This window comes from Fusibacter ferrireducens (assembly GCF_015352425.1).
In the GTDB taxonomy this organism is placed as follows: Bacteria; Bacillota; Clostridia; order Peptostreptococcales; family Acidaminobacteraceae; genus Fusibacter_A; species Fusibacter_A ferrireducens.
The window spans coordinates 168,976-181,976 of sequence record NZ_JADKNH010000010.1 but is presented as its reverse complement, the minus strand read 5'-3'; the positions used below and the strand labels follow the sequence as shown (position 1 = coordinate 181,976).

Genomic DNA, 13,001 nt, shown 5'->3' with positions numbered 1-13,001 from the left:
TAGAAAAAATTTTCTAAAGGGCCTCTTTTTGTATATAAAATATGGTTTTTTATATTAATTAAACAAAAAATAGCTTCTTATAGCGATCTTGTAAAGGTTTTGTAAAGGTTCAATATGCTATAATATCATCCGGAGTAATGTGACAATCGACTATTATTACAAGGTAATAAAGTAAATTACAAGGTCCCCATAAATGACAATTTTAATCCTTTAGGGTTATCAGAAAAAGCAAAATTAGAGAAAGGAAAAAAATATTATGAAATGCTTTAGAAAGAAACAGATCCTGACTACAGTGTTGCTCATGGCGATGTGCTTTGCAAGTGTTATCAATCCCATCGCTTATGCATCACACACTACGACATTTGAAACAACTTTGACGACTGAACATACGTTTATTCGTCCCGTACTCCCCTCTGATGATCGCAGCCTTACGTATTTTACGGAAGACATATCTAGTGGGGAGAGAGCTTTTAACTATTTTGTCACAAAGATTACACCATCTGTTACCGATGAGTACGAAATTCTAGTGCAATCTGCATCTTTTAATGTGAATCCTAATGAGTCGGATACAATGATTTTTGTCTATGAAGGTGGTTTTGATCCAGAAAAGCCTTTAGAAAACATATTGGCTGGAAATGATGATGGCGCACCAAATCTTCTTTCTAGAATCTCAGGAGTTAATTTCGAAGCAGGTACGGACTATTATATTGTAATGACAACTTTTGATGAGGGAGAATCTGGAACAGCCGTTTTCACAGTAACTGGAGAGGGAACGGTCTTAGTGGATGATCCCCAAAATCCAGATATAACGGCTCCAACCGTCAGTATGGTGAGTTCTACTACAGCAAATGGAACTAAAAAAGTTGGTGATGTCATCGACATTACGGTTAATTTCAGTGAAGTTGTCATTGTGACAGGAACTCCAACCTTGACTTTGGAAACGGGGACAACGGATCAAATTGTAAGTTATTCCAGTGGAAGCAATACCGACACTTTGATTTTTAAATACACGGTGAAAGCAGGGGATACCAGCGCAGATTTGGACTACAAGGGGACAAATGCGCTTAACTTGAATGGTGGAATAATCACGGATTTAGCAGGAAACAGTGCAACACTCACCTTGGCGGCTCCAGGAGAGGCGGGTTCTTTAGGAAATTCGAAAGCAATTGTCATCGATGCAATTGGACCAACCATCAGCTCTGTTGAGGCATCTCCAACTGAAGCAACAACTGGTGATGTTACAGTGACGGTGACGGCAACGGATGCATCAGGAATCGCAGCAACTGGTGGCTACAGTTTTGACGGCGGCACCACATGGCAGGATGCCAAAAGCAAGGTCTATGCAAGCAATACGACCATTTCAGCAGGTACGATCCAAGTGAAGGATAGTGTGGGCAACATAGCCACTTATGACACAGCAATCATCATCAACAACATTGATAAAACCGCGCCAACCATCAGCTCTGTTGTGGCATCTCCAACTGAAACAACTGGTGGCGATGTGACCGTAACGGTGACGGCAACGGACGCATCAGGAATCGCAGCAACTGGTGGCTACAGCTTTGACGGTGGCACCACATGGCAAGATGCTAAAAGCAAGGTCTATGCAAGCAATACGACCATTTCAGCAGGTACGATTCAAGTGAAGGATAGTGCAGGCAACATAACCACCTATGACACAGCAATCGTCATTAACAACATCGATAAAACTGCGCCAACCATCAGCTCTGTTGTGGCATCTCCAACTGAAACAACCGGTGGCGATGTGACAGTGACGGTGACGGCAACGGACGCATCAGGAATCGCAACAACTGGTGGCTATAGTTTTGACGGCGGCACCACATGGCAGGATGCCAAAAGCAAAGTCTATGCAAGCAATACGACCATTTCAGCAGGCACAATCCAAGTGAAGGATAGTGTAGGCAATATAGCTACCTATGACACAGAAATCGTCATCAACAACATTGATAAAACCGCGCCCGTTTTAAGTGAAGGCAGTGCAAGTGAAACAAGCTATGATAAGACAAAACTGAGCTTTACATCTGATAAAGCAGGAACCTATTATTACGTTGTCTATAATGCAAAAGATGATGCTCCAAGTGCTAATGCAATTATAGCTCAGGGAACAGCAGTGGCAAAGGGCACTAGTACGGCAGCTGTAACTGTGAACACGATTATGGTAAATGGCTTATCTGAGACAACGGATTATAAGGCTTACATCGTTGTAAAAGATGCAGTGGGCAATGTTTCAAATGTGACTAATATTCCTTTTACAACAATTTTAACGCCAAGCAGTGACGCGGATATTGCTTCGGTACTGTCTAAGACAATCATCTCAGGAAAAGAGCCTGGGACAATCACTGAACCTAAGACGGCAAGTATCTATGTAGACAATGCAATAGATGAAGTTAGTTTAAGTGATGTCTTAAAGAGTGATTCCAAGGCAAGTGTTGTCTTTTATGGGACAGATAAAACTTTCACGAATACGGCAATAAACGTCAGTCTGACAGCAAATGAAGCAACTGATGTTTATATTAAAGTAACTGCTGAGTTCGGAAATGCTTTGTACTACAAAATCAGTATCAACCGAGCCGCTTTTATCGACACGACACTTTCAGACATAAAGCTCAGCACAGGTACTTTGTCTCCAGACTTTGCGCCAGAAACAGAGCACTATACGGTGAGTGTAGCTAATGACGTTACGACCGTTCAGTTGAATCCAATTGTCAATGAAAGTCATGCCACGGTCACAGCTGAAAGCGGATCTGTGACGAGCAGTTTCACGGTAAAAGTCACAAGTGGCAGTTCAATAGCTGTCCAAGATTTAGAAGTTGGTGAGAATACAGTCCATATAAAGGTTACTGCACAGGATGGCGTTTCCACTAAGACCTATTATGTGAATATTAGAAGAGCGGCATCCAGCGAGGTTGCATTATCCAATTTAGCTGTAGATCATGGGACGCTATCACCGGCGTTTGCTCCAGATACTGAGCATTATACGGTCAATGTTTCCAATACTATAACTGCGATCACGTTGACCCCGACTGTGAGCGAAAGTCATTCTACGATTAAAGTCAAACGTGTCACCTCAGAAGGGAGTATACCTGTAGCTGTTACAAGTGGAAGCTCAGTGATAGTCAATGCTCTAGAAGTGGGAAAAACCCCAGTTATAATCACTGTTACCGCACAAGATGAGCATACGACTAAAACTTACACGATTGATATTAACAGAGCTGGTTCAAGTGATGTCACTTTATCAGATTTGGCTGTAAATGTTGGAACGTTAACACCTGCGTTTACGCCTGAGCATGAAAGCTATTCAGTCAAAGTGCCAAATTCAACGACATCAATAACATTGACGCCGATAACAAATGAAAGTCATGCTTCCATATCCGTAAATGGCATTAACCGCACAAGTGGTAGTTCTATTGAGATTACGCCACTTACTGAAGGTGAGAACTCAGTGGCAATCGTTGTGACCGCACAGGATGGTCAATCTACTAAAACTTATAACCTGACAGTAATTAGAGAAGCATATGTTGACAACAGTAAAGATGATAAGCCAGTTTCAGCACCTCCAATAGATGAACAGGGCACAGCGACCATCGTTATTAATGGTAAAGAACAGAGTGCAGGGAAGGAAGTTAAAACGGTTTCAGATGGCAAATCGACTGTTACGGTGACTATTAATAATCTGGTAATCGAAAGTAAAATTGATGAGGCAATTAGAGATAAAACAGCCCAAACTGACAACACAATTCAAGTCCCAATTTCAGACACAGAATCTCAGGTTGCAAAAGTTGAGCTCACAGGTGACATCGTCAAAAAGCTTGAGCAAAATACATTTGATATTTCCGTTAAGCGAAGCAATATTGAATACGTCATTCCAGCAAGCGAGTTGTCAATCAGTGAGATTGCTGAGCGTATGGGAGTTCAAGGACAAAGTTTAGTTGACATCAAGGTTGAAGTGAAAATTGCAAAAGTAGACGAAGCAGTGATTGCCCAATATAACGAATTTGTGGCCAATAACGGCAGTGAAATGGTTTTCCCACCGACAGAATTTGAAATCGTTGCTAAAACCACAGGTGATGACGGCATAACTAAAGAAGTGACCATCGGCAAGTTTAGCAACTATGTAGGACGTGTGATGGAAATACCGGCAAATATGGATCCTGAAAAAATCACAACAGGTATCGTCTTCAACTCTGATGGCACTTATAGCCATGTACCAACAGAAGTCTTCCAAAAGGATGGCAAATGGTACACGCGTTTAAGTTCACTCACGAATTCGAGATATACGGTGATTTACAATCCAGTCACTGTTAAATCAGTGGCAAACCACTGGTCAAAGGCAGTCGTCAATGATATGGCATCTCGATTGATCGTCTTTAATCCAGAGACCTTTGAACCAGAGCAAGCCATTACACGTGCAGATTTTTCTGAATATCTTGTGCGTGCGCTAGGCTTATACAGAGAAGGGGCAACACACGCAATTCATTACTCAGATGTGACAAATGCCAATGCTAGAGCGCTTGGGATTTATATTGCCAGTGAAAATGGCATCGTATCGGGCTATCCGGATGGGACCTTCAAACCTAATCAACAGATCACAAGAGAAGAAGCAATGGTTATGTATCGCAATGCCATGAAGCTTACAAACCTCACCGGAGATGATTCAGGGAGATACAGCACCTTCAAGGATTTTACAGAGGTTAGCGGCTGGGCATCAGAAAGTGTTAGGGATGTGCTTTCGGCACATATCTTTAACGGCACAGAGCCATTGATGATCTCACCAAAATCCAATCTCAAATATGGTGAAGCAGTTCAGGCGATTCGCAACCTTTTGGTTGAATCGAATCTGATTAGCCGATAATATCATCCCACTGAAAATTTTTAACTGGGATGATGAACGCTAATTAAGAGATGAAACAAAATTATGGAATAAAATAATAAAAAGAGGCACTTTTAGAAATGTATTTTCTGAAAGACCTCTTTTTTTTAATTAAAAATGCTGCATAGATCAATCCATATGTGACATAATCATATGTGAATCGTTTATTAAGTGGGGAGGTGAAAAATTGAAAAAAGACATCATCGATAGGGTCTATAAAGAGTATTATAGGGATGTTTACTTATACATATACTCACTATGTAAGAATCATCATGAGACAGAAATACTTGTCAGTGATACTTTTTTTAAAGCCATTTTGAGTTTAGATGGGAGTGAAGTACATCTAAAATATTGGTTACTCAGAGTTGGGAAAAACTTATGGCTAGACTCTCTAAAAAAGAAGCCTCAATCGTCGATAGAAGATGACTATATAGATCAAGGCAAAGGCCCATTGGAGCAATTGATCTTAAATGAGACACAAAGAACGGTTTATGAATCCATCGTTAGATTATCCAACTCATACAAAGAAATATTAGTATACTATTATTTTAATGGTTTCTCATTAAAAGAAATTGCCGAAATGAAAAAAATAAGCCCCGGTGCAGCAAGAACATTACTTTATAGAGCTAGAATCAACTTAAAGGCCAAATTAAAGGAGGAAGGCATAGATGAATTTTAATGCATTGTTTATAAAATACAAAAGTGGCACTGCCACAGATGCTGAAATAGAAATCGTTGAAGCTGAAATAGAAAAAAATAAAATCATCAATGATTACCTTGCGGAATCACTGGATGATTTGTTTCTAGAAGAGCATACGGATTCTTTAGAGATCAAAGAGCAGGTTTCAAATAGATTAAGAAAGAATATTTTATACTCTGTAATAAGTATCATTCTGTTATATGTTTTTTTGAACTTTGCGATTTCACCTCTGGTGGATTCAATGTATTATAATCCTAAAAAAGTGACGCAAGGGGAAAACATGAATGATATCACCTTTGATATGGTGGCACTAACTGAATTGACTGTCCCAGGCTACCAATCGACAATGGCACTCGTTAATAAAAAAGGTTATGGCAGCTATGATATTATTTTGAGAAGAACAAATGAATTTGGACGGAATGAAGAGCGAATTCCCATTCAGTTGACTCGCAATAGAAGAGAAGGTTTTTTCGATTATCTATTTTCATATGATCTAGAAACAAAGCTTATTGAAGAAGCGCCTCTTCAATTCGACTATGAAAACCCCTTGAAAGATTTAAAATCAGAGCACAATTATGCTTCGGTATTTATCACTTTTAACAATCCCTTGTCATTATTAGAAGCCACATCTTATGAGCTAACCTACAATCAGCTCATATTTCAATGGATGTCTATAGAGCATGGTACTGAGTATCAAAATGAAAAAATTGGTTTTCAACCGATCAATTCAATCAGGACCAGTTTTGGAGATCGTCCCAATAAAGCATTGTATCCATTGTTTTACTTAGAAGATATGTATTCTAATGGGGAAAAAATGAGCAGTTCCTTTGAAAAAAGCCTAGCGGATAATTATGAAATACATGTCAAAACACTTTTAAATTATATGATTGATAGAAAGGCGTTTGTCACAGTTTTTGATCGAAACCATATGAGAACAAAATTCTATGAAGATACTTTGTCATATATTGATGAAAATGGCATTAAGGTGGAAGGGATGCTGATTTATGGTGAAACAAATGATCTTGTTAAATTCATCGAAAAAGCAGATGTCTATGGCATCCAAATAGTAGATATGAAAGCATCTCAATATAGCAGAAAATAATAGACAACAAGATTTGAGCCGAAAGCAATGATGAGAGGTGTTTAACCTCTAACAGCGTCAGCTAAAATCGGTTTGAGGTATCGTGGGATGGCTCAAACCGATTCAATTGGATCGATACGAGTGCGGTGTGGAATCATACTATATGGAACGATGGGGCACTACACAGGGTAGTAATTGATGACCACGGCCTTTACAGTGTTTTCGCCGTGGTTAATATAGTGGTGTGGAGTTGCAGATGAAAAAGAGATCGAATCCTCCTTTTCTAGAAGATATTCATGGTCATTTGCTTTCAAAAGCAGACTGCCTTCCAAGACGAGAATGTACTCCTGAGATTTTTCTGAATGTCCCACAGATATATGTTCAGTGCCCTGATCGAGTTCAACGATGAAGAGCTCAAAATTTCTGATTGGAGAGTTGCTGTAGTACTTAAAGATTCTATAATGTCCATTCGAGTCGTATTGTTCTGTACGATTTTGACGAGGAACGACTTCAGAAGCATCATCTTGCTCATCGATTAACGCCGTGTAGGGTACTTTTAAACCGTTGGCGATCTTCCAGATCATGTTGATCGTGGGATTAGAGTCTCCCTTTTCTATTTGACTAAGCATTACTTTGCTCACCTCTGACAGTTCTGCGAGCTGCCCTAAGCTTAAGTTTCTCTCTAAACGTAGACGTTTTAGATTCGCAGCAATAATTCCATTCAAATTCATTAATAAACCCCCCATACTTCCATTTGTTTGATGGACTCATCTCTATTTATTATACGCGTCATTTTATATTTCTCCAACCATTTTACATATCCCTAACCGTTGAATTAATCTAAAGTTCTTGAAACAAACCGGTACTTAAGTATTTCAGCCCACTGTCGTTCAGTGTCACAACGATATTCTTCCCCTTTTCGGTGCCAGACAGCAACTTAAGCGCGGCGCAAACATTTGCACCAGAAGAAAAGCCTGCAAAAATACCTTCGAGTTCGGCCAATTTTCTAGCCGTATCTCGAGCGTCATCATTTGTAACTTGCACATAGCCATCGATTAGATTTTTATCCACAAGTGGTAAATCCATGCAGTATCCACCGCCTTGAATACTATGGCCTTTATCAGTGATCCCTTTTCCTGCATATATCGCTGCGGTTAGTGGCTCATTCACATAGCATCGGATTTCAGGATTATGCTTTTTTAAGGTCTTAGCACAACCAGAAAAAGTACTGCCACTCCCTAAAAAATCGACAAAAGCATCAATATTGCCGTTTGTCTGAGTCCACATTTCTTCAGCTGTAAAATATTCATGAGCATGATTACAGGCGATTAAATTAAATTGATCTGCTCGAAAGGCATTCTGTTCATCTACAATTTGCTGGGCCTTTTTTTCAACAAGTGCCAAATCATCTCCAGAAACCTGTCCTACTATAGCGCCAGGCATTTGATCCACGAGGACGACTTCGGCACCCAAAGCTTTCATCATTCTGGCACGCTCCATAGAATTGCCCTTGGACATACAGGCGATGAATCGGTAGCCTTTGCAAGCACATACAATGGCAAGACCTGTGCCTGTGTTGCCACTGGTTAATTCGACAACGGGTTGTCCAGGGGTAAGTAATCCCGCTTCTTCTGCTTCCAAAATCATCTGCAAAGCTACACGGTCTTTCTTGCTGAAGCCTGGATTTAGGTATTCTAATTTTGCGAAAATATGACCTTCTACGCCAAAAGCTTTTGTAATTCTAGATAAGTTCACCATGGGCGTATTGCCAATTGCTTCAGTGACATCATTGAGCAAACTCATAATAAATACCTCCATATTCAAGCATTTAATGTGCGATTTCAATATCCAAAAAAGAATAATCGAAAATCAGCATTTGTTAAGTATAATTATCTTTAGAAAAATATAACGTACGTTAATTATATTATATGAATGTAAAATATAATTGTCAACCGAATTTATTGTCACTGTTTTTTTTAAAAGTTTAAACGGCGCTGTATGGGAGGCGTCAAATTCGGATTTTGATACATTCAATTTTGCCACATTTATATAGAAGGCTTTACAACTTTTCCTGTAATATGGGTATATAGTAGAATTAGATGAAAGGCAATCGTTTAAAATTGCATTATATAGAATAAAGGAGATATAATAATGGAAACTAAAGTGAAGATTATAAATGAGGCAGGATTTCATGCACGTCCTGTGAGCAAATGGCTTCAGATTGTGAAAATGTACGAAGCAGAAGTTGTGGTTGGACTAGGTGATAAAGAGGTCAATGGCGGCAGTATGTTGGCAATGATGACACTTGGTGCAAAACAGGGAGACGAACTTGAAATTAAAGTATCTGGCAAAGATGAAAAGAAAGTGCTTGAGGCCTTAGTAGATTTCGTCAACCAAGGCATGGGCGAAGCCGTGTAAGAAGGATGGTAGATGGCGTTGTAGGTATTGGCACAGCAAAAGTAGATAATCGCGGATGCACAACACATGATGCAAATCCAAGAGGATAGAGCGTAAATTGCCTCATTTACATTGAAAGACGTTCAACTTCTTGACACCCTATTTTTTAAGTATGATTAATTTGAGAGGAAGCCATGTTGACATTACGCCAAAAGAGAATTATTAAATTACTGACAGAGTCCCGAAGAGCTTTAAAAGTTGTGGAGATATCCAAGGCACTTGATGTCAGTTCGAGAACCGTTCGATACGATCTGGATGAGATCGATTACTTTCTGAAAGATATTGGTGAGCGTCTAGACAGAAAACCAAGGGTCGGCATCAGCATTAAGAACCCAGATCGGTTGATGAATGAAATCATACGGTGGGAGAGTCTGGACAGACCTATTCCTTATCTGAACAAAGAAGAGCGTTTACTGCATTTGGGTCTGTGTCTGGCAACTGCAGAAGCACCTCTTGCAAGCGAGTGGATGGCAGATAAACTTGGTATTAGCCGATCAGCAATTTTGACGGATCTTAAAGAATTGAAACACTTGCTGAAAGAAACCTATGAAGTGGAGCTAGTGGCAAGAAAGCGCTATGGCTATCAGTTGGCCTGTGATGAAGCGGCACTGAGAAATATACTTGGTGATTATATTTGCCAAGTTATTGAGCTCAATCGAGATGGCAGGCGACTCTATGAAATAAATGAGGGCATGGAGGATTTGATTCAAGCATTGGACGTTCAGAAAATAAGGCGTGCCATGAAAATTGCCAAAGGCAAACAACCTTTTTGGATTCCATATCAGTCGTATTTGACAGCAGTTGCGATAATCTTTGTACTCAGCTGGCGCATCCAGAATGGACATACGCTGAAGCCAAGGGAGATAGACCAGAAGTCCATACGGCATATGGCAGCATACAAGGTCGCTGTAGAAATATCGGATGCGCTTGAAGAAGATTGGCCGGAATATGAACGTGTCAATCTGGCTTATGCACTGGCTGCATGTAACATTAAATTGAATCAGGAATCAGATCGCCCAACAGATCCAAAGCTTGTGGATACAGTCTATGCGATGATTCGGACCTTACAAACTCATATGAAGTTGTCCATGGAATCCATTCAGTCACTTCAAAAGGACTTGGTATCGCACTTGGATCTTTCACTGGGCAAATTACAACTCAATATCCCAAATGACAATCTTCTTCTTAGGGAAATCAAGAGCACATATCCTCAGGAGTTTGAGATGGCAAAGGAGATGATCCATGTTTTCGATCAAGCTTATGATGTTCAAGCAGGAGAGGATGAAGCTGGATTTGTCACCATGTATATCGTCAAGAATAGAGAAGGCAATCTCAAGAGGGATCAGAGGAGAATATTGATCGTCTGTGGATCAGGGCAAGGGGCATCTAAATTATTAACCACGCGAATTCGCAACAATATCACGAACATTCAAGTGGTAGATATTGTTTCTGCATTTGAAATTGAAGAAAATGATTATGACATAGAGGGCATTGACTTGATTATTTCCACAATTCCAATTCGAAATGTGGGAAAACCTGTCGTCTGTGTGAGTCCTTTGATTACAGATGCGGAACTCGGCAACATCTCCAGAATGCTCTTTGATTACGATCCAGATATTAACCTCTATAACCCTGATTTGAATCTGTCTATGACAACAGAGCACTTAGGCAATGCCGTGGATATCGAATCTGCACTGGCTTATTTAACAGGAATGGTCATGATCGAAATCGGGACAATGCTACAGGGACTCTACAGAGATGGCTTGGTGGAAGAGCGATCACTGAATCAATGGGGATTGACCCTTCATATCATTATGGCAATTCCAAGATGGAAGGTTGGCAAATTCAATACAGAACCGGATTTAATTGCAGCAAAAGCAGAAAATTCGGAAATATATAGGCGGATTTTCAGTACGATAGAGTCCATTAACACCAAGTATGAGCTTCGAATACCGGAAATGGAAACAGTGGCAATTATGCGGTATTTGATTTAGCGATTTGGAGGCAAACATGAAAGAGACAATCTTGATACAACATGCAACAGTTATTTGTGAGGGACATCCGCTAAACGGAAAAGTTGCAGATATTTATATAGAAGCGGGAAAAATCAGAGCAGTGGGCGAAGATTTGACTTATACAGGGCCTCGATATGACGCCACAGGCAAGTATGTTTCTCCGGGTTTTATCGATGCACATGTCCACTGTTATCATGGTAAAACCGCTATCGGGATATCACCGGACGATATAGGTGTCAGATATGGCGTAACCACTCTGATTGATGCAGGGACATCAGGGGCAGATACGCTTCAAGACTTTAAGGAGAACATTATCGATAATGCGGTAACAAGGGTGCTGGTCTTGTTAAATGTGGCAACAAGTGGCCTTTTAACGCTGAACGAACTTGCGGACCCAGAGGCAATTAATGCGATGCGCATCCGTGAAGCCTTGGAGCAATACGGTCCTCTAATTGTCGGTTTAAAGGCAAGAGCAAGCAGTTCTGTGCTTGGAACAATGGGTATCACTCCAATCCAAAGAGCAGCAGAACTTGCACAGTTAAACGATTTACCACTGGTGGTTCACATTGGCAACGCACCACCAGATATTGAGACGGTGGTCGACAGCATTCCTGAAAAGGGTATTATCACGCATATGTATCACAATAAGCCCAATGGTTTATTCACAGAAAGTGGCTCACCAAAATTGCAGACTTCAGATGCCCGTCAAAGGCAAGTAAAGTTTGACGTTGGACACGGGAGTTCAAGTTTCTCATTTGAGATTGCAGAAAAGGCAATCCGTGCAGGCTTTGAACCGGATATGATCAGTTCTGACCTCTATGATAAGAATAGACAGCATCCTGTTCGCAGTCTGGTTCGTGTCATGAACAAACTCTTGGCATCTGGCATGTCCGTTGATGACTGTATTGCCTGTGTGACCACAAATGTTAAAGCAAACCTGAATCTCAAAGACAGAGGGGATCTGAGCCTGGGCGCTCTAGGAGATTTGACGATCTTTGAACTGGAAAAAGGTACCTTTGAATGGGAAGATTCTGTAGGGGATAAGCGCATGGGCACAATAAAAATTAAACCGGTTCTCACAGTATTAGGAGGTACCGAGTATCAAATAGATAATGGAGGACTTTAATGGATATAACGACACTCTTGAAGCAAAAGATGTCCCTTGAAGATGAGAACATTGTGGGTTTCAAAGATGATTTTGAAGAGATTGAAAACTATGTGGCTGAGTGTAATGTTGTTTTTACAGAGCACTATGCTTTGGGATTTTACTCACATATGTACAGTTATCTTAAACGCTTAAAGGATGGAGAACGCGTAGAAGGCGTGGATCTCAGTATTAGGAGCGATATTGAAACAGAGATATACGACATGACAGCAAAGCTTCTAGAAAAACTTGCAAAAAAATACAATCAAGAGGTGGACGTTTCTGAAGTGATATTGGCGGCAATTCACATTCAGACCGCAGTTGCACTGGGAAGGAGTTAGTAGGATGGATGAAAAAATTGTAGTGGTCATAGGTGATCGATTGGGCAAAGGTCAAAAGGTAGGCACTGGTGTTGAAAAAGCAGGTGGAAAGGCGATCGTTATCGAAGGTATGGCGGCAGATATGAAGCTCGGTGATGTCATGCATGAAAACAACGCAACCTTGGGCATCTCGTTCTGTGGCAGTGGTGGTGCAGGCGCGCTAATGGCAGCAAACAAATATGGTTATAAGGTCAAGCATCATTTGAGGTCTATAGAGGCTGGAGAAACGGCCATTCGTGAAGGTTGTGATGTTTTGGGATTTGGGTTTATGGACCTCGAGGACCTCGGTTATCGGATCGTAAAAGCGTATGAAGCCAAAATGAAAGGTTGATC

The 13,001-nt window shown here is 40.6% G+C and carries 10 protein-coding genes; 8 read left to right on the top strand and 2 right to left on the bottom strand.

Features of this window, described 5'->3' with window-relative positions; genetic code table 11:
* Window positions 1-256: 256 nt before the first annotated feature.
* The 3 genes from ISU02_RS16645 to ISU02_RS16635 all read left to right on the top strand — a co-directional run bounded on the left by ISU02_RS16645 (window position 257) and on the right by ISU02_RS16635 (window position 6,693).
* Window positions 257-4,873 carry a cadherin-like beta sandwich domain-containing protein gene (locus ISU02_RS16645; protein WP_194702979.1) on the top strand — a complete coding sequence of 1,539 codons (4,617 nt, stop codon included), beginning with the start codon at window positions 257-259 and terminating at the stop codon, window positions 4,871-4,873.
* Between the two features lie 205 nt (window positions 4,874-5,078).
* Complete coding sequence (locus tag ISU02_RS16640) at window positions 5,079-5,570, top strand: RNA polymerase sigma factor (protein WP_194702978.1); 492 nt, start codon at window positions 5,079-5,081, stop codon at window positions 5,568-5,570.
* Window positions 5,560-6,693, top strand: a complete 1,134-nt coding sequence (locus tag ISU02_RS16635) for an anti sigma factor C-terminal domain-containing protein (RefSeq protein WP_194702977.1) — start codon at window positions 5,560-5,562, stop codon at window positions 6,691-6,693. Before ISU02_RS16640 ends, ISU02_RS16635 begins: the two co-directional genes overlap by 11 nt.
* A gap of 158 nt (window positions 6,694-6,851) precedes the next feature.
* Here the strand turns inward: ISU02_RS16635 and ISU02_RS16630 are convergent, their stop codons facing one another.
* Together ISU02_RS16630 and ISU02_RS16625 are read right to left on the bottom strand one after the other, a co-directional pair.
* Complete coding sequence (locus ISU02_RS16630; protein WP_194702976.1) at window positions 6,852-7,403, bottom strand: helix-turn-helix domain-containing protein; 552 nt, start codon at window positions 7,401-7,403, stop codon at window positions 6,852-6,854.
* A gap of 109 nt (window positions 7,404-7,512) precedes the next feature.
* Window positions 7,513-8,475, bottom strand: coding sequence for a PLP-dependent cysteine synthase family protein (locus ISU02_RS16625; RefSeq protein ID WP_194702975.1), 963 nt, complete (start codon window positions 8,473-8,475; stop codon window positions 7,513-7,515).
* A 348-nt stretch (window positions 8,476-8,823) separates the two neighbouring features.
* On the opposite strand from ISU02_RS16625, the gene ISU02_RS16620 reads away from it, so the two are divergent.
* The 5 genes from ISU02_RS16620 to ISU02_RS16600 all read left to right on the top strand — a co-directional run bounded on the left by ISU02_RS16620 (window position 8,824) and on the right by ISU02_RS16600 (window position 12,999).
* Complete coding sequence (locus tag ISU02_RS16620; protein ID WP_194702974.1) at window positions 8,824-9,090, top strand: HPr family phosphocarrier protein; 267 nt, start codon at window positions 8,824-8,826, stop codon at window positions 9,088-9,090.
* Between the two features lie 173 nt (window positions 9,091-9,263).
* The gene (locus tag ISU02_RS16615; protein WP_194702973.1) at window positions 9,264-11,123 is read left to right on the top strand and encodes a BglG family transcription antiterminator; all 1,860 of its coding nucleotides are present in this window, start codon (window positions 9,264-9,266) and stop codon (window positions 11,121-11,123) included.
* 16 nt (window positions 11,124-11,139) lie between these two features.
* A complete protein-coding gene (locus tag ISU02_RS16610; RefSeq protein WP_194702972.1) occupies window positions 11,140-12,270 on the top strand; it encodes an amidohydrolase/deacetylase family metallohydrolase in 1,131 nt (376 codons plus the stop codon).
* Complete coding sequence (locus tag ISU02_RS16605; protein WP_194702971.1) at window positions 12,270-12,629, top strand: PRD domain-containing protein; 360 nt, start codon at window positions 12,270-12,272, stop codon at window positions 12,627-12,629. The genes ISU02_RS16610 and ISU02_RS16605 overlap by 1 nt, the downstream gene beginning before the upstream one ends.
* Before the next feature lie 4 nt (window positions 12,630-12,633).
* Window positions 12,634-12,999, top strand: a complete 366-nt coding sequence (locus ISU02_RS16600) for an SFCGS family glycine-rich protein (RefSeq protein ID WP_194702970.1) — start codon at window positions 12,634-12,636, stop codon at window positions 12,997-12,999.
* Window positions 13,000-13,001 lie beyond the last annotated feature (2 nt).

What these genes read in the sequence shown, in the direction of transcription:
- ISU02_RS16605 (WP_194702971.1), top strand. Translation starts at nt 12,270, where the DNA reads ATGGATATAACGACACTCTTGAAGCAAAAGATGTCCCTTGAAGATGAG.
- ISU02_RS16625 (WP_194702975.1), bottom strand. Translation starts at nt 8,475, where the DNA reads ATGAGTTTGCTCAATGATGTCACTGAAGCAATTGGCAATACGCCCATG.
- ISU02_RS16615 (WP_194702973.1), top strand. Translation starts at nt 9,264, where the DNA reads ATGTTGACATTACGCCAAAAGAGAATTATTAAATTACTGACAGAGTCC.
- ISU02_RS16610 (WP_194702972.1), top strand. Translation starts at nt 11,140, where the DNA reads ATGAAAGAGACAATCTTGATACAACATGCAACAGTTATTTGTGAGGGA.
- ISU02_RS16635 (WP_194702977.1), top strand. Translation starts at nt 5,560, where the DNA reads ATGAATTTTAATGCATTGTTTATAAAATACAAAAGTGGCACTGCCACA.
- ISU02_RS16620 (WP_194702974.1), top strand. Translation starts at nt 8,824, where the DNA reads ATGGAAACTAAAGTGAAGATTATAAATGAGGCAGGATTTCATGCACGT.
- ISU02_RS16645 (WP_194702979.1), top strand. Translation starts at nt 257, where the DNA reads ATGAAATGCTTTAGAAAGAAACAGATCCTGACTACAGTGTTGCTCATG.
- ISU02_RS16600 (WP_194702970.1), top strand. Translation starts at nt 12,634, where the DNA reads ATGGATGAAAAAATTGTAGTGGTCATAGGTGATCGATTGGGCAAAGGT.
- ISU02_RS16630 (WP_194702976.1), bottom strand. Translation starts at nt 7,403, where the DNA reads ATGAATTTGAATGGAATTATTGCTGCGAATCTAAAACGTCTACGTTTA.